Annotated in this window: 16 protein-coding genes; 12 read left to right on the forward strand and 4 right to left on the reverse strand. The window is 45.8% G+C overall.

The genetic code is table 11. The features are described 5' to 3' along the window. Positions 1-103: 103 nt before the first annotated feature. Positions 104-709, reverse strand: coding sequence for an MFS transporter (locus JWH17_RS04670; RefSeq protein WP_205221419.1), 606 nt, complete (start codon positions 707-709; stop codon positions 104-106). 375 nt (positions 710-1084) lie between these two features. On the opposite strand from JWH17_RS04670, the gene JWH17_RS24015 reads away from it, so the two are divergent. The 4 genes from JWH17_RS24015 (at position 1085) to JWH17_RS04690 (ending at position 7378) form a co-directional block, all read left to right on the forward strand. Beyond that, positions 1085-1462: a MarR family winged helix-turn-helix transcriptional regulator gene (locus JWH17_RS24015; RefSeq protein ID WP_205221420.1), complete on the forward strand. Its 378-nt coding sequence runs from the start codon at positions 1085-1087 to the stop codon at positions 1460-1462. Between the two features lie 181 nt (positions 1463-1643). Next, the gene (locus tag JWH17_RS04680) at positions 1644-2780 is read left to right on the forward strand and encodes an efflux RND transporter periplasmic adaptor subunit (RefSeq protein ID WP_205221421.1); all 1137 of its coding nucleotides are present in this window, start codon (positions 1644-1646) and stop codon (positions 2778-2780) included. 53 nt (positions 2781-2833) lie between these two features. Continuing rightward, positions 2834-5983: an efflux RND transporter permease subunit gene (locus tag JWH17_RS04685; RefSeq protein ID WP_205221422.1), complete on the forward strand. Its 3150-nt coding sequence runs from the start codon at positions 2834-2836 to the stop codon at positions 5981-5983. Beyond that, positions 5984-7378: an efflux transporter outer membrane subunit gene (locus JWH17_RS04690; RefSeq protein WP_205221423.1), complete on the forward strand. Its 1395-nt coding sequence runs from the start codon at positions 5984-5986 to the stop codon at positions 7376-7378. It begins immediately after the preceding gene. 88 nt (positions 7379-7466) lie between these two features. On the opposite strand, the gene JWH17_RS04695 is transcribed toward JWH17_RS04690, so the two are convergent. Next, positions 7467-8804, reverse strand: coding sequence for a metallophosphoesterase (locus JWH17_RS04695; RefSeq protein WP_205221424.1), 1338 nt, complete (start codon positions 8802-8804; stop codon positions 7467-7469). Between the two features lie 214 nt (positions 8805-9018). After that, a complete protein-coding gene (budA, locus tag JWH17_RS04700; RefSeq protein WP_205221425.1) occupies positions 9019-9720 on the reverse strand; it encodes an acetolactate decarboxylase in 702 nt (233 codons plus the stop codon). Between the two features lie 303 nt (positions 9721-10023). Between budA and JWH17_RS04705 the strand changes: the two genes are divergently transcribed. The 8 genes from JWH17_RS04705 to JWH17_RS04740 all read left to right on the forward strand — a co-directional run bounded on the left by JWH17_RS04705 (position 10024) and on the right by JWH17_RS04740 (position 20823). Beyond that, positions 10024-10887, forward strand: a complete 864-nt coding sequence (locus JWH17_RS04705; RefSeq protein ID WP_205221426.1) for a DMT family transporter — start codon at positions 10024-10026, stop codon at positions 10885-10887. A gap of 762 nt (positions 10888-11649) precedes the next feature. Then, the gene (locus JWH17_RS04710) at positions 11650-11922 is read left to right on the forward strand and encodes a PAS domain S-box protein (protein WP_205221427.1); all 273 of its coding nucleotides are present in this window, start codon (positions 11650-11652) and stop codon (positions 11920-11922) included. Next, positions 11919-12230 (forward strand): hypothetical protein, encoded by a 312-nt coding sequence (locus JWH17_RS24540; protein ID WP_205221534.1) that lies wholly within the window; start codon positions 11919-11921, stop codon positions 12228-12230. Before JWH17_RS04710 ends, JWH17_RS24540 begins: the two co-directional genes overlap by 4 nt. 26 nt (positions 12231-12256) lie before the next feature. Continuing rightward, positions 12257-13075 (forward strand): SDR family oxidoreductase, encoded by an 819-nt coding sequence (locus tag JWH17_RS04720; RefSeq protein ID WP_205221428.1) that lies wholly within the window; start codon positions 12257-12259, stop codon positions 13073-13075. A 312-nt stretch (positions 13076-13387) separates the two neighbouring features. Then, positions 13388-13594 (forward strand): hypothetical protein, encoded by a 207-nt coding sequence (locus JWH17_RS04725; RefSeq protein WP_205221429.1) that lies wholly within the window; start codon positions 13388-13390, stop codon positions 13592-13594. 388 nt (positions 13595-13982) lie between these two features. Then, positions 13983-14261 (forward strand): hypothetical protein, encoded by a 279-nt coding sequence (locus tag JWH17_RS04730; protein WP_205221430.1) that lies wholly within the window; start codon positions 13983-13985, stop codon positions 14259-14261. A gap of 1281 nt (positions 14262-15542) precedes the next feature. Then, positions 15543-18959 carry an FG-GAP-like repeat-containing protein gene (locus tag JWH17_RS04735; protein ID WP_205221431.1) on the forward strand — a complete coding sequence of 1139 codons (3417 nt, stop codon included), beginning with the start codon at positions 15543-15545 and terminating at the stop codon, positions 18957-18959. 235 nt (positions 18960-19194) lie between these two features. After that, positions 19195-20823 carry an ABC-F family ATP-binding cassette domain-containing protein gene (locus JWH17_RS04740; RefSeq protein ID WP_205221432.1) on the forward strand — a complete coding sequence of 543 codons (1629 nt, stop codon included), beginning with the start codon at positions 19195-19197 and terminating at the stop codon, positions 20821-20823. Positions 20824-20895: 72 nt separating this feature from the next. Here JWH17_RS04740 and JWH17_RS04745 read toward each other — a convergent pair whose 3' ends face one another. Then, a complete protein-coding gene (locus tag JWH17_RS04745) occupies positions 20896-22017 on the reverse strand; it encodes a CaiB/BaiF CoA transferase family protein (protein ID WP_205221433.1) in 1122 nt (373 codons plus the stop codon). Positions 22018-22093: the final 76 nt, after the last annotated feature.

Raw genomic sequence — 22093 nt, forward strand, 5'->3', positions numbered from 1 at the left:
GAAAAAGAAGGAAATCCAAAGAAAAGGGAGGAAGAAGAGATAAAAAATGCCAACTACAAAAAGAGGGAAGAAAAGCAAACAGAGAAGAAAAGACACAACATAATTAATCTCGCAACATAATTCCTGTATACCGTTTTTCCAAAGTCTCCTGCAGGAGAGAGGCCGCAAGCATAGCCACTATTCCAAATCCACCAAGAATCAGAAAAACGGCTCTCCACGATGTGTATTTCAGCACAACAGCTCCAATGACAGGAGCCACTATTGGAGCTATAACAACCATTGACATTAAAATTGCCATCACCTGTTCCCGTTCTCGTCCATCATACATGTCTTTAACCATGGCGGTGGCAACTGCGGTTGCCGCACTTCCACCAAACGCCTGCAGTATCCTCCAGCCAATAAGCCGGCCCACGTTGGGAGCATAGGCGCACAGAATACTGGCCGCAATATAGATAAACAAGCCTATCGTTAAAACAGGCTTGCGCCCGTATTTTTCACTTAACGGCCCCCAAAACAAGAGTCCTCCCGCAAAAAATATAAAAAAAGCGCTCAGTGTCAGGTTTACCTGGGACTGAGATGTATGCAATGTTTCTATCATGTGGGGAAGAGCCGGAAGATAGAGATCGGTTGAAAGAGGCGGAAAGGCACTGATAAGTGCAAGAACAACAAGCGTTCCGACATTTCCCAGATATTTTTGTTCTACATTCAAGCTATTTCTCCTTGGCTGACTCCTGGTATTGTCTGTTGTGATGCACAGCTGTAATGATAATGCATAAAACCTCTTTGGTTTTTTCATTATCTACTTCTCTTCAGAAGCATCGGTCAAGCAGGTTTTGTGCAGTTGTAGCAGGATGAGGAGACAGTGAAAATTTTAAAATAAGTGTTGAAGGTTTCAGGGACTGGTTTTTGTTTGATCGAAATGTGCTCCGGTTTTGTCCAATAGAACGGCTCTGTTCCAGTGATATTTTATTGACATGAGGATAAAGTTATGGTTAACAGGTTAACTATTTTTTAACGGAGAGCACAAATGCGCTATGACCCCTTCAATTCTTATACTTTTTTTTTAGTTGTTGCGGCAAAAAGGGTGCGTGAAAGACTGCATCACAAATTTTTACAGGCAGGATATGATATAAGTCCGGAAAAGTATGGAATGCTTGTTCTTCTTTCTAGGCAGGAGGGTATGTCACAGCAAAGTATTGCTGATAAATTCGAAATAAGCAAGGTTGCGGCTTTTAAACTAATCACAAATCTTGAAAAGAGAGGGTTTGTTATTCGAAAACCCGATCAAAAAGATGGCCGATCTAAGCTTGTCTATCTCACTGAACAAGGGCAAGACATGTATGAAAAGCTGATTGTCCTGGCCCAAGATAATCTCAATGAATGTGGACAGGGGATTGATCATGAAGAGCTAAAAATTTTAAAAACGACTTTGCGGAAAATCATAGACAATAGCCAAAAATGATTTTTCCGTGTCCCTGGTTAAACTGCTCATCATCATTTTTGCCTGCGAATAAAGCAATGAATCAAATTTTACCTTGTGGTGAGTGCGTTGCATTAGAAGAAATAGGGCTTAAGTATATGCTTTTGCCCATAATTAATAAAAAAGACGTGTTGTTTTACCTATAAACATCTGGAAATTTATCATGAAGACAAAGACTATTTTACGTATTTTCACTGTCGCCATTACTCTTGTCGCCACTCTTCAGCCAAGTTTTGTCGCAAAAGCTGCTGAGCAAGCTCAGCAACAAACCCCGCGTGCTGTTCCCGTTTCTGCGATAACGCTTAAAACAACAACAATCCAGTTGAAGCAGCACCTTCCCGGTCGCTCTGTGGCCTATAAGGTCGCAGAGATACGACCGCAGGTTACCGGTATTATAACGGAACGACTTTTCACAGAGGGCAGCATGGTGGAGCAAGGTCAACAGCTTTATCAAATTAACCCAGCCCCTTACCAGGCTGTGTATAATAAGGTCAAGGCAGATTTGCTGCGTGCTGAAGCCAACCTTGCCTCCGTAGCTGCCAAGGAGGCCCGCTATCGTGAGTCGCTTAAAGTGAGTGTGGTCAGTGAACAAGACTATGATGATGCCAAAGCTGCTCTGCTTGACGCGAAGGCTTCTGTCGCCATTGCGAAAGCGGCTATCGAGTCTGCTGAGATTGATCTTAACTACACCAAAGTCTATTCTCCCATTAGCGGTCAAATCGGCAAGTCAACTTTCACTGAAGGTGCGCTTGTCACCGCGAATCAATCAACTCTCCTTGCCAAGGTGACTCAGCTTGATCCTATCTATGTTGATATGCAGGAATCACGGAAAAAGGTTCTCAGCCTACGGGAGAAGTCAAAAAATACAGATAAAGTAATGGTTACCTTGGACTTGGGTGATGGATTTACCTATGAACACCAGGGACAATTCCAGTTCTCTGAAGTAACAGTTAATCCTACAACCTCCAGCGTTGAACTCCGAGCCATTTTCCCCAACCCTGATCAGATCCTGTTCCCGGGTCTCTTCGTTCGCGCAACCCTGCTTCTTGATACAGTTGACGCTCTTCTTATTCCACAAAAAGCAGGAATTATCGGCCCTGGAGGACAAATGAACGCTTGGATTATTGATGATAAAGATACCGCCCAACTGGTACCCATTGTTGCCAAGGAGATTCACGAAAATAATTGGATTGTCACTAAAGGACTCAAGATAGGTGATACCGTAATTACGGAAGGGTTTCAGAAACTTCGTCCAAATGCACCGGTTGTTGTTACCCCTGCTGCAGAAGATAAAAAATAGGAAAGATGCCTTTTTAAGCTCACCAGGTATTAAACCATAGAAAAGGACAAAATATGTCTCGTTTTTTTATTGATCGACCAGTTTTTGCGTGGGTGCTTGCTATCCTGACCATGCTGGCCGGCGCTCTTACAATTAAATTCATGCCCATTGAGCAATACCCTGCAGTCGTTGCTCCACCACAGGTTTCTATAGCTGCCTTCTACCCCGGAGCTTCTGCCGAGACTGTTGAGAACAGTGTTACTCAGGTCATTGAGCAGAGCTTGACCGGTATAGATAACCTCCGTTACTTCTCATCAACCAGCGATTCATCCGGCCAGGTAACTATCACTGTCACCTTCGAGCCGGCAGCGGATCCCGATATTGCACAAGTGCAGGTGCAGAATAAGGTGCAAACGGCAATGCCTCTTCTTCCCGCTTCAGTACAGGCGCAAGGGGTTGTTGTGGAAAAATCATCGGCTAGCTTTCTTTTTGTAGCCTCCTTTTACGCCACAGATGGTGAGATGACCCAGGGACACCTCTCTGATATTTTATCATCTGATATTGAAGATACTGTGTCTCGTATACCCGGTGTGGGGAGTGTGCAGGTTTTCGGTTCTCCTTATGCCATGCGTATTTGGCTTGACCCCAGTAAACTCTACAGCTTTCAGCTTACAACCAATGAAGTCGTCCAGGCTATCAGTGAACAAAATATTGATGTCTCTGCAGGGCAAATTGGAGGTCTGCCGGCAGTGAAAGGCCAGGAAATCAACGCTACCGTTCTTGCGCAGTCCCGTCTCAAAAATACAGAGGAATTTGAAAATATACTTCTCCGTGTTAATACGGATGGTTCTCAGGTGCGCCTTCGTGATGTAGCCACGGTTGCACTGGGAGAAGAGAATTTTTCCACCATCGTCCGCCAAGATACCAAGCCTTCCAGCGGTATGGGAATCAGCCTTGCCACTGGTGCAAATGCCCTTGAAACGGCACAACGTGTAAAAGCTAAACTTGCTGAGCTTGCAGAGTTTTTACCCGAAGGTGTTGAGTATAGTTTTCCATACGACGCCACTCCGTTTATTGAAATCTCCATTGAGAGTGTATTCCATACCCTGATTGAAGCCATTATCCTGGTCTTTTTTGTCATGTTTCTGTTTTTGCAGAATTTTCGCGCAACACTCATTCCAACGCTGGCTATACCGGTTGTACTTCTTGGTACCTTTGCCATTTTGAATGTCTTCGGTTTTACCATCAACACCCTGACCATGTTCGCAGTGGTACTTGCTATCGGCTTGCTGGTTGATGATGCTATCGTTGTGGTGGAAAATGTTGAACGCGTCATGAGTGAGGAGGGGCTCTCACCACTGGAAGCAACCAGAAAATCCATGGATCAGATTACTGGGGCTCTGGTGGGGATTGCCATGGTCATTTCTGCGGTATTCATACCGATGGCGTTCTTCAGCGGCTCGGCCGGTGCAATCTACAGGCAATTTTCCATTACGATTGTTTCTGCGATGACGCTGTCTGTTTTGACCGCAATTATTTTTACACCAACTCTTTGTGTAACCCTGCTCAAACCAGTGAAAAAGGGGCATGCGGAAAAAACAACCGGTTTTTTTGGTTTTTTTAATAGATACTTCAATAAATTCCGAGATGGTTTCCAAACTTCTACAGGCTTTATGACGAAGAGAATGAAGAGATCTCTTGTCGTCTACGGGCTCATCTGTGCAGGGCTTTTCTTTATGTTCCAAAAGATCCCGACCGGGTTTCTTCCGGATGAGGATCAGGGTGTGCTTTTTGCTATGGTCTCCACCCCGGCTGGTGCATCCGCGGAAAGAACCGTGGAAGCAGTGAAATTCCTTGAAAACTATTTAATTGAAAATGAAGACAGCAATGTTGAAGAGTTTTTGACCGTAACCGGATTCTCCTTTGCAGGTAATGGGCAAAACACCGGTATCGGTTTTATTATGTTGAAAGACTGGGATAGTCGTAAAAATCCAGATCAATCCATGGAAGCCATTGCTGGTCGTATTATGGGGGCTATGGCTCCTTACAAAGATGCACTTATTTTCGCCTTCTACCCGCCACCTATCATTGCTCTTGGCAATGCTTCCGGTTTCGATTTTCAACTTATTGATCAGACAGGGCTAGGCCATGAACAACTTATGGCTGCGCGAAATCAACTTTTGGGGGCGGCCGGCCGGAATCCGAAACTTGTTGGTGTACGTCCCAATGGACTCAGCGATGTCCCCCAGTACCAACTCGATGTGGATATGGAAAAAGCACGAGCCCTCGGGGTTTCTATCAGTGAAATCAACTCCACCTTGAACACGGCATGGGGCTCGAGCTATGTAAACGACTTCATTGATCGTGGTCGTGTCAAAAAAGTATATGTCCAGGGTGACGCCATCTATCGTATGCAGCCTGCTGATATAAATAAATGGTATGTGAAAAATACCCTCGGCGAGATGGTTCCTTTTTCCAGCATAGTCAATGCGCATTGGACCTATGGCTCCCCTCGTCTTGAAAGATTTAACGGTAGCTCGTCGATGAATATCCAGGGAGCCCCAGCTCCAGGCGTGAGTACCGGTGAAGCCATGGCAGAGATGGAGAAAATTGCCGCGACCCTGCCCGCTGGAATTAATTATGCCTGGACCGGCCTCTCTTATGAGGAAAAACTTACGGGATCTCAAGCCAATGCTCTCTATGCAATTTCTCTCATCATTATTTTCCTGAGTCTTGCGGCGCTGTATGAAAGTTGGGCAATCCCCTTCTCCGTGCTGTTTGTTGTACCTTTAGGTGTTGTCGGATCAGTTGTTGCTACCTCTGTGTTTGGACTGAGTAACGATATTTACTTCCAGGTGGCGCTTCTCACCACTGTGGGGTTATGCGCAAAGAATGCCATTCTCATTGTTGAGTTTGCAAAAGAGCTTTTTGACGGCGGTACTGATCTTTTTGAGGCTGCCACCACCGCTGCAAAATTGCGGTTTCGTCCAATCATCATGACCTCCATGGCATTTATTCTTGGTGTGCTTCCCCTTGCCAAGTCCACCGGGGCCGGCTCCGCTTCTCAGAATGCCATTGGTATTGCAGTTATTGGCGGCATGCTCTCTGCAACATTTGTGGCAATATTTTTTGTGCCGCTCTATTTTGTTCTGTTTGAAAAAATATCTCACTTTCGTAGCAAAGAAAACTCTGAAACTGCTCAGCTGATCGAGGAAGGTAAATAGATGAAAAAACAATATCTCACTTTATTTTTGGGATGCACCTTACTCACATCATGTGCCCTTGCACCTGAGTACAAACAACCTCAGGACATGGTATCCCCATCTTGGGATGAAATAGTGGACCTTGGACAACAGGAAGGCACCAAAACCCAGCTCGCGAGTGAAATTCCCTGGAAAGATTTTTTTCAATCACAAGAACTGCAAACCGTTATTTCGTTAGGTCTTGAAAATAACAAAGATTTACGAACCGCAATTCTCAACATTGAAAGAGCCCGCGCAACCTACGATATTGAAAGAGCAGAGCGTTTTCCCAAAATAAATGTGGGTGCTGATGCAGACCTGCAAGGGGATTTCGAGGGCGAGACAACCACAGAAATCTACCAGGTTGGTCTGGGGGTACCCTCTTATGAACTCGATTTTTTCGGACGTATTAAGAACTTAAGCGAGGTTGCATTAAATAGCTATTTGGCCACAAAATCAGCGCAGCAGAGCCTTACCATCTCCCTTATCTCTCAGATTGCGGCGTCCTACCTGCAATTAGTGACCGATATGGAAAATCTGCAACTGGCTCAAGAGACCTTATCCGCGCAAAATAAAAGCTATGATCTTATTAAGAAAAGTTATGATTTTGGCCTTTCAACAAAGCTTGACATAGCCCAAGTCCGTATTTCTGTAGAAACTGCTCGCACCGACATGATTCGCTTTGGCCGGTTAGTACAACTTGATAAGAATGCCCTTGTTCTTTTATTGGGTGTGCACAATGTTAATGAGATTCCACTGAAAGATAATCTGGGCAGTATAGCCCTGTTGTCGGACATACCTATTGGCTTGCCCTCACAAGTACTCTTGAAACGACCTGATATCAAACAAGCCGAATATACTCTTCGGGGAGCAGGTGCAAATATTGGTGCAGCACGTGCTAATTTTTATCCGCGCATAACTCTCACTGGGCAGCTTGGTTTTGCAAGCGGCAATCTTGGTGACCTCTTTGACGGCGGTGGTTGGACCTTTGGCCCCTCTTTTTTGTTGCCTCTTTTTAATGCTGGGCAGAATAAGGCAACCTTGGAAGTAGCTAAGGTAGATCAAGAGCTTGCAGTAACAGCCTATGAACAAACAGTACAAACAGCCTTTCGTGAGGTAGCAGATGAACTTGCCGCTCGCGAGACTCTGGGTAAACAGCTTGAGGCTCAAAGAATGCTTGTGGCAGCAACACAGGACTCCTATGACCTCTCTATGAATCGCTACCGTCAAGGCATTGACAACTACCTTAATGTCCTTGTTGCGCAACGCAGTCTCTTTACAGCCCAGCAAGGGGCCATTGAAATCCACAGGCAAAAACTGGTTAACCAGATCAACTTATACAAAGTCCTTGGTGGCGGTTTAGCCATAGAGGAGTAAATCAAAAATGCCCGTTCATGAGATATGGGCGGGCATTTTTACCTTGGTTCATCGGTGGTAGTTTAACGGATCTTGTTTATCTTTCAACTCACTCCGCTTTCACTTCAATCCCACTCAACGTTTTATACGCCGGTGCTCCATGCATAACCGTAAATATTGTATCCATGGCTGCATTTACATCTGCCAGGCTCGCATCAGATAAGCATTGGTAAAGAGTACTGTTTGCATCACACCCGAATATGGTTGAAAAGCGATAGCTTTGTTTTCCCCATGAAAGTGCTGCAGGTGTCGTGTAATATGTTTCAAAGTCCAGTAATTCCTTCGTGCTATAGCTGTACCAATAGATTTTGAAGCCCGGATTATTATTGTGCTGAGGTGAAACACCTGGAGCGGAAACAGCCACCTCGGTAATGTTTACGCCGTCAACATCATACAGTCGACGTACTTCATCCATATGGGTATGTCCATATAAAATACCCGTGATTTCAGACTGGTACTGTTTCATCAGGGTTAAGAATTGGTGCATCCAGTTATTGTTGGGCAAAGGTAATTGGGCCCACATCTGTGTCGGTGTTCTGTTATGAGCCACAGCATAAGCATTTTTCCCCGGCGGAATATGCATGATTATAAGGACTTTCTCTCCACTTAGCCTGGCTGCGACAAGTTCAGTACTTAACCAACTCATTTGGGTATTGCCGGCATCCACTTGCTCCACGCCATCAACCTGGTGATATCTATGCCCAAGAATAATAGAATTAAGTGTGATTACTCGTAAACCCTCTATTGGCCGAGCTGAGTAATAACCCATTTGAGGATGAGGATTGGATACGATACAGGGAGCGTTGCCGCAGGTCCGCATACTGTTTAAAGCCGGATATGCATTTTCAGGGTCTGGTGCAAGGCTTAATGGTGTTTTGTTATTTTCATCGGCATATGAACAATAATCTCCGGCTAAAGAATCGTTATTGCCGGGGGTGAAAAGCAGTGGGATTCCAGTGTCCTCTGCTAGCTTTCGCAGATCAGTTAGAACTTGAGCAATATTCTTGTGGTGCGTCTTACGCTGGTCAGGTGGAATAAAACAGGTGGTAACGCAATCGTAATGTGCTGGCAGGTCACCTGTGTAGATAATAAATTTTGGTGCCGGCTTTTGTCGGATAATTTCTGTCAATTTAACTATGGTCTTGGTCCATAGCTCTGTCCCTGTATCGTGACCATAGTTTGTAGTTGTGGCTTTCGAATCGAGGTGCACATCCGAAACTTGAATAAAATACGGATTTGCAGAGAGACTTGTGGCAACTTTTTTTGTAGATTCAGGACGTGAAGCCGGATCGATATTTTTTGCAGTCCGATGACTATGCCGGCTATCTGCGCAGCTGACGAGAAGTGCTATACAGGTTAAGCAAACCATCAGTCGGGGGAAATTCATTGCTAGTCCTCGAATTGAGATAAATAGGCTGGAAATGTTGTTTCCAATAGCTCTGGCCATTAATCTGTAATTTTTCACCAACGCTCAAACCGAAGTTGCTCGCCAGAGCAGTCGGTGTCAGGTTCGAAGTCTTCAGCAATGAATAGGTAAGCGTAGACTCCGGGTAAGCGTAGACTCCGGGTAAGCATAGACTCTGTGGTGTGCTGTTGAATAGTCACTCTACTTTTTTTAAATCCGCACCAATATCCCTGTGGAAATCCCACTCCATGTAATCTTTGGTCATTGGCAGGGCAAGCTCCAGCTTATGGATCAGTTGCACCTCTACCGAGACCTCTTCCGGAATACAACGAAGCATATGGCCACCGTGTTTGGTGTCCTCTGTAAGAAAGTGGAGGTGCAGGCCGGCAACGTTGAGCGATGCCATAAAGTCTGGGGTGTAAAACCCAACCAGAACACCGTTTATATCATTGAATTCGGATGTCACCTGTTGCGCAGCTATCTCGACCAGCGGAGAGTGGTTGCTCTGTTTAGGGATCGATCGAGTTTGCATCTGATGAAATTTCCCTGCTATTTTTATTGCATACAGCATATTCGGCGAAGGCAAAAAACTACTGAGCTTTTTCATGAACACATCATGTGCTAATCTTGCAGATATCGTACAGGTAGTTTCAGCAGAAAAAAAGGTGACTGCCGCAAAGGGCGTCTTTGCCTCTTCAGGTGCTCGCTTCACCTTTCCATCGGCAAGTATCTGGTAACAGCATCCGTCAAGGATGACCATCTCGCCATTAAGATCATCAAAGGTGCCGATGCCGAAATCGCCATGGAGCAGGACATTACTGAGCGGTATGTCCTCTTCATAGATTCCTTCTACCAGGGCGTTCACAGGAGCAGATAGATAAACTGAATTTTCCGACATGGATACGTTTCCCACCTTTAAGATGTTAGGGTAAGATAGATAATGGTTCATCCGGTTGAGAGTACTTTCCAGAAATGAATTGATGAGGGCGATAACAGGATGCCCACGGATATATACTACCATGAACTCGGTAAATGCAGAAAAACAAACCTTACTTCACTTCATTGTCTATGTAAGGTATTCTTTATCCACACCAGTTACTCAGATCCGGAACACACACATAAACCAACGTGGCTATCCGTAAACAAGTCGGAGAATATCGTACTCTTGTTCAATTTCAAGGCAACTCCTAAAGGGACATAAATGGACTCCTGGTATTTCCCAGCTTTGCTTGCATTACTGCTGATGGGCATCCAGCGGTTTTTTTATAAAGTCGCAGCCGAAAGGAACTATCCCACCCAGTGGGTAACCTTTGCCTTCATGGCTACGGTTACTTTGTTGAGTGGCGGAACATACCTTTTCCAACAGCACCATGCAGTCAATATAGGTGTGCTCGCGACGATTGCCCTGATCAATAGCATCTCTTTTCTGGTGGCTACTGTTTCGCACATAGAAGCGCTCAAGTATATCCCGGCCAACATCGCCTACAGCATCATTCGCCTCAATGTGATAGTGGTGGCTGTTTTTTCCATTGTCTACTTCAAAGAACACATTTCCTTGCTCCAGGGTATCGGTCTGCTAACCGCTATTGCCGCCATGGTAGTGCTCACGATCCAGATGGGGGCAGACAACACCACACCCCTGCAACGCAAGCGACAGGGAGCAGTGTTTATCATTCTCGCACTTTTAAGCGGTTCCGCGGCAAGCATTTCATCCAAGTTTGCCGCCGTGTATACGGACAAACTTGCCTTCATGGCCTTGTCCTACCTGATGGGTGTGATCGGCTCTCTGGCCATAAACAAAGTCGTTACCCACCACAAAACAACAACATCCCGCTGGCCGGCATTGGGTTTGGGCATGGTCATGGGCGGGTTTAATTTTACCGGGTTTTATGCCTTCCTCTATGCCCTGGAACGTGGTCCTCTTTCCCTTATTGCAGCCATTGTGGGGATGCATTTCGTGATCGCCATTATACTGTCAGCCCTTATCTATCATGAGAAGGTACGCCCTGCCGGACTAGTGGGAATACTTTTGACCATCCTCTCGATTGTCCTGATACGGATATAGGCTGTCTTGATCAATTGCTTTTCGCTCGATCTCCAGGGGGCAGAGTGCATCTGATCTGGAACGACAAGCGAGGTGGTAAAAAAACTGAGTAATCTAATTTTGCAAAGGATCGCCTTGATTGTTTCTCCGGGTAGTGGGGCAGGGCGTCCTGCTGGTTATGTGAAGCACTGTAGGGGGGCTGGCAAAAGCAGAGTCGCAATTGTTTGAAACAGTACCTTGGTTCACCACGGTCCGCCGGAGGATTTCGTCCGCAAAATCACCAAACCGCACCTTGTAAATACTGTATACCGGTAATAGCGTGTAATGTGCTGTTATTTTGGATCAAGAGTGAGGGCTACTCCATGGTTTATCCTGCATAGGATTTGCACAGGGGGCTTTATATATAGTGTTAGTTGTTTTTGCCTAGGGCCGTCCGTCTTTAGGATGCAAGTTGAAAGGACTGAAAAGAGATGGTTCTGTCCAGGTAAAGTGGAAAGAGCTTGCCGTTAGAAAAATATACTTCCAGGGATGTTGTGTAAATGAGTCAAATAAAAATCTGACCCCTTTTCGACCCTTTTTCTTTTTCAGGTTGGACACTAACAGCCGTATGAAGCGATAGCTTAATGGACAGTTAGGGGGCAACCTTGACCTATTTAAAGGCCCTATTCGTTATGCTTTTATTTAGACAGGTGAGTAATAATGTCTGAAAAGCAGACCTATGAAGAGTTGGAAAAGAGAGTTCTTGAGCTGGAAAAATTTTAACTCGAATTTAAAAAAACAGAAATGTTGCTCAAGGATGAAATAAATTGGCGACGTCTTCTGATAGAGGAATCAAGGGATGCTATCGTTGTCCTGGATCAAAACGCCAATGTCTATGAGGCGAATAATCGATTTGCTGATATGCTTGGTTATTCGAGGGCAGAAGTGTACCAGCTGCACCCATGGGACTGGGATGCTCAGTTAAAGAAGGAGCAAATATTGGAATTGGCCGAAACGGTCAATGATCTGGTCATCACTTTGAGACATAACACCGTCGCAAAGATGGCAGGCTCATAGATGTAGAACTCAGTAGCAATGGTGCAGTTTACAGGGGAAAGAAGTTAATATTTTGTATCTGCCGTGACATCAGCAAGAGAAAAAAGGCAAAAAAAGAGCGGGAAGAGCTTATTCAAAGGCTTCAAGATTCATTAGCTGAGATCAAGACCTTAAGGGGCATATTACCTTTATGCTCTTTTTGTAAAAAAATCAGAGACGATCAAGGCTATTGGGAGCAGGTTGATGTGTATATAAACAAATATTCCGAAGCAGATATCAGCCACAGCATATGTCCTGAATGTTTAAAAAAACATTATCCTGATGTGTAGCTTCGAATAGAGAGTGTGGGGGAGCAATGAGCCTGACGATTGATTTCAGCAACAAGACGGTGGTGGTGATCGGCGGAACCAGCGGTATCAACCGGGGCGTTGCCGAGGTGTTTGCCCGACACGGAGCCCGAATTGCTGTTGCCAGCCGCTCAGACGACAAGGTGCAGGACACGGTAGCTTCTTTGAAGGCACTGGGTGCTGAGACCATGGGGTTTTCAGCGGATGTTCGCGACCTGGCTGCTATTGAAGGGGGGCTGGCAACAGTCCATGAGGCCTTTGGCATTTTCGATGTGCTCGTCTCTGGTGCGGCTGGTAATTTTCCTGCTACTGTCAACGGTATGTCTGCCAATGCCTTCCGGAGCGTGGTTGAAATCGATCTGATTGGGACCTTTCATGTGATGAAAGCCTGTTTTTCCTACCTGAAAAGGCCTGGTGCCAGCGTCATAAACATTTCGGCGCCGCAGGCCTTTTTACCGATGGAAGCTCAGGCCCATGTCTGTTCTGCCAAAGCTGGAGTAGACATGATAACCCGCACTCTGGCATTGGAGTGGGGGGGTGAGGGTGTTCGGGTAAACTCTATCGTTCCCGGCCCCATTGACGGCACCGAGGGGATGTTGCGGCTTGCGCCCAACGAATTGGTACGGAAACGGGTGGTCGAATCGGTGCCCCTCCGACGCATGGGATCACCGGAGGATATCGGCCAAGCGTGTCTTTTTTTGGGTTCGGGCCTGAGCAGCTATATCAGCGGCGTGGTCCTGCCAGTCGATGGTGGATGGTCCCTGGGAGGCTGTGGTGACATGAGCTCCTACCTCGGCAGCCTTGCACGTCAAAAAGAACAGGGCTGAGAAGCGAACATTCCAACATCCCTTCCGCATGTCAGCCATAATTCTTTAAAAAATGCTCATTGCATTGAATCTCTCTCTAACCGGTATCCTGTCAGCGTAGGTAAAACCAACAAATTAACTTTTACTGATTAATTACCCGCTCCCTGATAAGATATACGTAGCGTCAATTGCAATGCCCTTGGTGTATGCAGAGGGTGAAGATTATATTTTTTACATATGAGGTCTCGTTTGAATCCGTATTACCTTATGTTTGAAGTCGAACCACAGCCTGGAAACCTATAGGGGGCAAATGTTTCCAGGGCAATCGTTCATGTGTGGGTGTTTGCAACCGATATACAAGGCGCCAGAGACACTGCGTTGCGTTTTTTTGAGTCCGATAGTTGGGACGTGAAAGAGGAGAAACAAGCCTTGTTGCTGACTCCGGAACAGATAGACGCTTTAAGCGCAGCAGATGCCGAGATTTATCGCACAGCTGAAGCAGAAGGAATGCACGTGACATTTAATTACTGGCACAAGTAACCAAAACCTGGGGAGACCGCAGTTTCTCTCTGCCCGTCGATTTACCTGAAATCGGATACGATCTCTGTAGTTCATGCCGATCGATTGATCCGGAAGAGGTTTTTTGGGGACCTTTTGACGATGTTTTTGAAGTAACTGCGACTTGGCCGGTCTGGAAAAGGTTGAGTCGCAGGTTTTTCCAACTTATTATTTAGCCATTGATAATACAGGACTCGCGCCTTTTCTTTTCCTCTCTTTTTCCACCCATTCCCACTTAAGCGCAGGGTACCCAATGTCGACTAATCGGTGAGCTGGGTAATAATTTTGAGACATTGATGACTTGGTGTTTAAAGTAACCATAAGCTACCAGCTTTATTTTTTTGTATTTTCTACTTTATGAGAGGTAGTTATGGAAACTTTTACAAAAGATGACCTTGTTTATGAATATAAGTGGTCCCACTACGAAAAAGACGATCCCAAGATTTCCGGGATACCAGATACTTCCACCTTTAATAGAAAAGAAGGGTGGCAAACGCTCTATATTATCAACCATCTGACCAACCATCTAGCATGGGATGTGAACAGCTTTGGAGAAAAAATAGAAAAAATGATCCATGATCAGCTTCCGGAAGAAATAAGTAATCAAAAGGATACGATACAGTGGATTAAGGAGAACTGGGCGAATTGACAGTTGGCTTATGCTGAGCTGTTCAAAGTTGTCATTTATCATCTCTATCTTTACCTGAAAAGTGTCGGGGGTAAAAGTACATTGCTACCAACCATTATCTCGACTCCCTAACAGCGGTGCTGCCCCGTAGAGTGTGCGTTCTGTTTTTTCATCTTAAAAGGGTCAATATCCTAATCACTTGCAGTTACGAGCAGTAAAATGAAGGTGAAAGTAACCTTTGTCCATTCCCTCCCTAGGTCGACACTGCAAGTCATTTTGGCTTTTTGCTAACGTAACTTCAAGAGGTTACACTCCCCAGCCAGAGTGAAAATAATGAAACCAGAGGCCGAACTGCGAAAGTCGGGTAGATATAGCTGTCGCCCTATAAACCCCTCCTGCAACAAATTTGATAACGGCACACAGGCTCTATCCCCCCTATGGCCCTGTTGCACAGTGAAGGTCTGGGAGTGTCGACCTTAAGATGGGTAAACGCTAAAAAGCGTCTCGTTTTCTATCTCGTTGTCCTTGTCAGTCATAGAGCAAATCAATTACTTCTTTGACCCGGCATTAATCTGCCCTGTGGAGGAAGAAAAAAACGTTTAACTGAACAGGTTTCGCAGACAAAATTGCCTTCTCAAAGAAAAGAACTTGCAAAAAAAGCAAAAGAAAAATGTCTGTCTAGCAAAGTCGGAGTATTGCTGAAGAGCGTGATATGTCAACATCGTAACGAATGTGACCTGCACTGCGTTTTCCGCATATTCGAATTTTTTTTCCTAATAATCGTAAAAAAGAGTAGCGAGCGGGTATCTGTAACCTACCGTAAAAATGTAAAGTTTTGTAATATCAATAAAATTTTTGTACCACATTGTGGCAAGGCTGTTGCATGGAAAAAGAAGTAGTTCTTTGGAAATGTTAGGTGATAGTTACCGTCCCTGTCTTGACGACATTTCGTCTACCATACCAACTCGGAACAGGAGGCCCACCTATGATTGATACTTTCTGTGTCACGTGGTAGCACAACATGTAGCGCTATTGATTGATCAAATCGCATAATATGCACAAAATGCATTCTGCAGTGTGATCCTGCAAGAAAGAAGTGGGCATATTGCCTACCCAAGGCATCCAATCAATAGATAGATATCAATAGATAGAGATGTTGAGAACATATTCAGACCTTTTACCTACAGGAGGATTGAGCTCTTTAATTTGAAATAATGTTATTTCATGAATCTAAGTACGCCTTAGCCTGATAATACATAAGCCTTACCAATTAATCTTAATGGAGGTCTTTAGGAAGAGAATATGTTGATATTAAAAGTGAATTATTTTCAAAAAAGAGTCGATACTTCTTTGTTTTTTTTTCTGAAGAACTCTGTTTATTATCGCAATCCATTGCTCATAGGTTTTTTTGTATTCATAATATCAGCAACCCTCATTTTTCCGGCCCGAGCTGAGATAAGCTTTACTGAAAGTACACAGGAAGCAGGTTTAACTTATACCGGCCCCACCTGGGGTGCGCAATGGGCCGACTATAATGGGGATGGGTGGCCAGATATTTGGGTTACCAATCATCAGTCGAAAGAGCCGAGCCTCTATCTAAATATGGGGGATGGAACATTTGACGAGATTTCTGATAGTATTTGGAATCAAAAGCCATCTCCAAATGTTGATACACATGGTGCTGGGTGGGCCGATTTTGATAACGATGGAGATCAAGATATACTGGTCAATGGCGGCACATCTAGAGATTCCAACCTTTTTTTTGTAAACGATAATGGAATTCTCTACGAAAGCGCTGAAGCATACGGCGTCTCATTTACTGAAAATCGAGGGCGCATGCCATTGTGGCTGGATTTCGATAATGATGGCCTCTTAGATGTATATCTAAATGGGATCGTTCCCCCATACCTTGAGTTTGCTGCCTTGTTTCAACAGGATAAGCAAACTGGTTTTTTTGATAAAGTAAATTCTCTGGTAGGATTTGAGGATCATGGTGCTCTTTTTAGCATGTTGGCGGATCTTACGGGTGATGGGGTTTTGGATATTATAACGTATGATGGTGGAGCAGGGTTTCCTCGTTATGTGTACAGCATGGCGACCATTCCTTTCACCGAGCATCGTAATCAAATATTTCCATCGGACACAGGATATGCAAGTGACGCTGCTTTCGCAGATTTCAACGGGGACCTTCGTCAGGATCTTTATTTATCAAGGAGCGGGGGGGGGGATCAGGTAAACGTAACATCCCATAACGTGGCAGCAGCTATTATTACCAATAACTGTGGGTGTGAGAAAGGAATAACATTTAAATCCAATGGTAGGGTGAGAATTTTGTTTTCGCTGCCGAATGCATTTCAAAACTACCCTATCTATGTCGGTTCGTCGGGTCTCCCTTTTGAAATATTTTCAGCTGACATCTCTCCCGATGACCCAAGAATATGGGGATTTTGGCCTCGAATCCCTGTTTATATAGAGTTAGACCCTAAAGATCCAAGAGTATCTGGTATGGCCTCACATCAACCAGGCGTTGATAATGGTGTTTATGTCGGCTTTGACAAGGGCGCAAATGAGTGGCGAATTGTATCTTCAAGATCTGTTGACCAAAGTTTTGAGAGTAGATTTATAGTCGAAACCGATAATCCAATTACAGATTATGACCTTTTGAATTTTAATAGGCCACAACCGGCTATAGATACTCTCTATATCCATGATGGTGCCCAGCTGAAAGAGATGCCAGCGCAACAGAGTGGAATCAACAAGCATTTAAGAGGAAGGAGTGTTGTAGCGGGTGACTTTGACAACGATATGGACATAGACATTTATGTGGTGAATTCATTAAAGGTTTTAAATACACCTAATATTCTATTTGAAAATGACGGGACAGGTGCTTTTACAGAAGTCACTGACACAGGAGGAGCGGCTGGGACCTCACTGGGAGCAGGGGATCACGTAATCGCTGCGGACTATAACCGTGATGGATTTCTGGATTTGTTCGTTACCAATGGGAAGTATCCGTCGCCGTTTGATCATTTAGGGCCTATTCAACTCTTTAAAAATAACGGAAACAGTAATCACTGGATTGAAATCGATTTAGTTGGAACGACTTCCAACAGAGACGGTATTGGTGCACGCGTGTTTGTGACCGCAGGGGATAAGACCCAGTTGCGTGAGCAAGCAGGCGGTGTGCACAAGGATTCACAAAATCATACGCGCATTCACTTTGGTCTTGGGCATAATTCAACCATACAGCGCTTAGAAGTACATTGGCCAAGTGGGATTGTTCAGGTAATAGAAAATATCTCAGCTGATCAAGTCCTCCGGGTTGTGGAATCTTCGGGTGGCCCTCAACCGCCAGTGGCAGGGGCTGATAGTGTCAGTACGGATATGGATACCGCGACGGCTGTGGACGTCCTAGTTAACGACTACGATCCAAACGGTGATACTCTGACCATTACTGCAGTGGATAACCCAACCAGTGAGGGCGGTATAGCCATTATCAACGATAACGGCTCGCCGAGTGATCCAAACGATGATTTTATCGACTACACGCCACCGGCAAGTTTTTCAGGTACAGACACCTTTGACTATATCATTGATGACTACACCGACGGCACGGGTACCGCAACCGTAACCGTCACTGTAAACGAACTAGAACCAGTCTGTATTCCGTATGGAGAGCCAAATTATGATGCAGCAACAGAGGATGGAGTTTTTCTGTGGAAAGAAGGTAATGTTTGGCACTTAAGGGCTATAGCAGGATCCAGTGGGGGGCAAAGGTATTCTGGCAGCATAGTTGCAGATATGGATTTTGTTAGTGTAACCCCTGTCAGCCTTGAGCAATGGGGAGATAGTGTGGACACCCCTGATTCGCAACTAATTGAATTTAATATAAATATGGGGTCGCCTTGGTACGACGGGCTTGATATCGAGGTTCAAGCTGGGGCCACTGTCTTTTTTAATGTTGAAGCGACGAGTGGGAATGCTGCCGATCTTGTCTTTATCGGTGGAAATCGATGCACTGTAGACCAACTCCCCTACCAGCTTTTATCAGACTCTAACACGCCGCCAGTGGCTATGTTTACGGTCGACCCAACTTTGGGCGAAGAGCCGCTGGAGGTGCACTTTGACGCTTCTGCTGCATACGACCCTGATGGTTCGATCGTATCCTATGCATGGAACTATGGCGACGGTACAGGCAGCGGCTTAACCTCTAACCACACATACAACACTCCCGGCACCTACAACGTTGTCCTCACTGTTACCGACAACGATGGTTCCACCAACACGGCCAACCAGACGATCATGGTAGGGACGTCGAGCAATTGTGATCCGTATGGAGAGCCAATTTATGATGCAGCAACAGAGGATGGAGTTTTTCTGTGGAATGAGGGTGTTGTCTGGCACTTGAGAGCTATAGCCGGATCCAGTGGGTGGCAAAGGTATACTGGCAGCATAGTTTCAGATATGCCTTTTAGCAGTGTAATTCCTGTCAACCTTGAGCCCAATGATACTCTTGACACCTCCAATTCTCAAGAGATTATATTTGCTGCACAAATGTCGAGGCCTTGGTTCGATGGAATTGATTTCGAGGTTCCAACGGGTGCCACTGTCCAATTTGATGTTCGAGCCACTAGTGGGAATGCTGCCGATGCCGATCTCGTATTTATAGGTAGAAATCGATGTCCTGTAAACCAGCTTCCCTATTCCCTCGTAAAATGAATTTAGGTGCTTCGAGGCGGGTAACCAGGATGTGGTGGATGGTTTGTTACGTATAATACGAAGAGGACTAAGGTGTTTAAGCTTTAAGATGGAACGCTTCGTGTTCCATCTTAAAGTGGCTTGTAATCATCCACCGCTTCTTTAACGTAAGGTCGTATTGTGCTTGCGAACCCTGTTGCGCTATGCTACGTTCCGCACCATTTTTTTTCGGTAAAACAGTGAAAACAATTGTTCCATGATACATTTAAACAACATATATAAGCAGTACGGTTCTCATGTCTTGTTTCAAGATGCAAGCCTTCAGGTGCTTCCCCAGAGCCGTAACGGTCTTGTCGGGCCGAACGGTGCAGGCAAGACTTCTGTTTTTCGTCTTATTACCGGAGAGGAAGAACCGGATAAGGGTGACATTTCCTGTTCGAAAAAGACGGTTGTTGGCTATTTCTCGCAAGATGTTGGCGAGATGGCGGGGCGATCGGTTTTAGAGGAGGTCATGTCGGCAGCAGGAGAGGTGGTTGAGCTAGGGCGTCAGATGCGGGAAATGGAAGCACAGATGAGTGAACCGATGGATGATGCTGTGCTTGCAGACCTGCTTGAAACCTATGGGAAAGTAACCGACATCTTCGAACATCGTGGTGGGTATGATCTTGATTCACGTTCCAAGGCGATTCTGAGCGGGCTGGGTTTTTCTGAACAGGAATTCTCGCTGCCCGTGGAAACATACAGTGGCGGCTGGAAGATGCGTATCGCTCTAGCAAAGATACTCATCATCAATCCGGATGTGCTGCTGCTGGATGAGCCGACAAACCATCTTGATATTGAATCGATTCTCTGGCTCGAGGAATGGCTGGCAAGCGAGTACAAAGGAGCGTTGTTGATGACCTGCCATGATCGAGATTTCATGAACCGGATCGTCTCCCGAGTTATCGAAATTGCCAATGGTCAGGCAACCACCTACAATGGGGACTACGATTTTTACCAGCGTGAATGTGAAATTCGTCGAGAGCAGTTAGTGGCTAGTTATCGCCGTCAGCAGGAAATGCTTGCCAAGGAAGAGGAGTTTATAGCCAAGTTTGCCGCCCGTGTCTCCCATGCTGCTCAGGTCCAGTCACGTATAAAAAAATTGGAAAAAATTGAACGTATAGTACTGCCGCCGGAACAGAAAGTTATGAAGTTTAATTTTCCTGTTCCGCACAGAAGTGGTGAAGATGTGCTTCACCTTAAAAATCTCGGTAAAGAATGGCAGACAGCAGAAGGTAGCGTCAAACCGGTCTTCAGCGGGCTCAACGGGACCATTAGGCGGCTTGAAAAAATAGCCCTGGTAGGTGTGAACGGTGCCGGGAAATCTACGTTGTTAAAAGTAATCACCGGCAGGGCAGAGGCTTCTGCAGGCGAGGTGGTTATGGGTGCGGGGGTTAGCATTGGTTATTTTAGCCAGCATTCGATGGATACTCTTCATCCCGATCATACGGTTTTTGAAGCCGTCCAGGAGGTGCTGCCGCTGGAAAATATCGGTGTCATCCGTAATTTGTGTGCCGCCTTTTTGTTCCAGGGAGATGATATTGATAAAAGGATCAGCACTCTTTCCGGCGGAGAGAAAAGTAGGGTCGTTATTGCCAAGCTGCTTGCCCGGCCATTGAATTTTTTGGTTCTGGACGAACCGACCAACCATCTCGATATTCTTTCGCGGGGAGTGTTGCTCAATGCGCTAAAAGCGTTTGAGGGGACCATCCTGCTCGTCAGTCATGATCGTCACTTTTTGCGTTCGCTGGTAAACAGAGTCTTTGAGATTGATCATGGCGAAATGCGTATTTATGAAGGTGATTATGACTATTATCTCGGTGAGGTTGCTGGTCTCGTGCACTGACGCAGTAGGCTGTGAGGGCGGCGTGATATAAAAGGCGAAAAGGAGGTAATGTGAAGTAACCAGGAGCGTGAATCACTTTGAGAACTGTCTGCGAATCAAATCACTGTGCTCGCCAAGTGCGGGCACTTTTTGCAGCACGTGTTTTTTGTTTGAATGGATTGCCGCAGGTGCGACGACATCGGCTTTGCCCGACGGCGTGTCGATTGATATTCGTCGAAGCTGAGGGTGGTTTGATAATCCAGAGATGTCGTTGAGTTTGCCGTAAGCGATTTTTCCCTGTTGCAGCCTTTCTATCACCTGAGATTGGCTCAGGCCGGAAAATACCTGGTTTATCAGCTGGTCCATGTAGGAACGATTTGCCACTCGCAGCTGGTTGGATTGCAGTTTTGGATTTTTTTGTAGGGATGGATCGCCAAGTACATCGCTGCAAAATGTCAGCCATTCACGCTCGTTTTGGATGGCGATAACGATAACCGCTCCATCGCCGCAAGTGTAGGCACCATAGGGGGATATGGTGGCATGACTGATGCCGACTCGTTTTTGTATTATGCCGGTATAGTCGTAATGCAGGAGCGGCACTGCCATCCATTCCGCCATGCTGTCAAAGAGTGATAGCTTGATAATGCAGCCTTTGTTGCTATGCTCACGTTCGATCAATGCTTCGAGAATTGCGCTGTATGCCTGTTGGCCGCAATTGATGTCGCAGGCTGAAACGCCGACCCGTCCTGGGGCATCGGGTGTCCCTGTAATCGAAGCCATACCTGATTCGCATTGCACCAACAAATCGTAAGCCTTCATGCTTCGATATTCGCCACTGTCGCCATAGCCCGAAATATCACAGCAGATTAGCTTGGGATACAGCTTGACCAGCTCCTCGCTGCCAAATCCGGCACGGGCGATTGCACCTGGGGCAAGATTCTGGAGGAACACGTCGGCGCCGGCGAGGATGCGGTGCAGGAGCATGGCATCTTCACTGTCCTTGATGTTGAGTACCAATGATTCTTTGCCCTGGTTGAGCCAGATAAAATATGCCGACTCCCCATGCACGGTGCTGTCATAGCCACGGGCAAAATCTCCCTCCGCACGTTCAATCTTGATGACGCGTGCACCAGCCTGTGCCAGACGGTTTGAGCAGTAGGGTGCTGCAACCGCCTGTTCCAGTGAGACGACCAGGGTGTTTTGTAGATTAAGCATACAGCTAATGTACGTGATCCTGTCCCTAAATGGCAACCACAATCAGCTGCGCTGGTTGCGAAAAATGTTGTGTGAC

This window comes from Desulfogranum marinum, assembly GCF_016918565.1.
GTDB classification, from domain to species: Bacteria; Desulfobacterota; Desulfobulbia; order Desulfobulbales; family Desulfobulbaceae; genus Desulfogranum; species Desulfogranum marinum.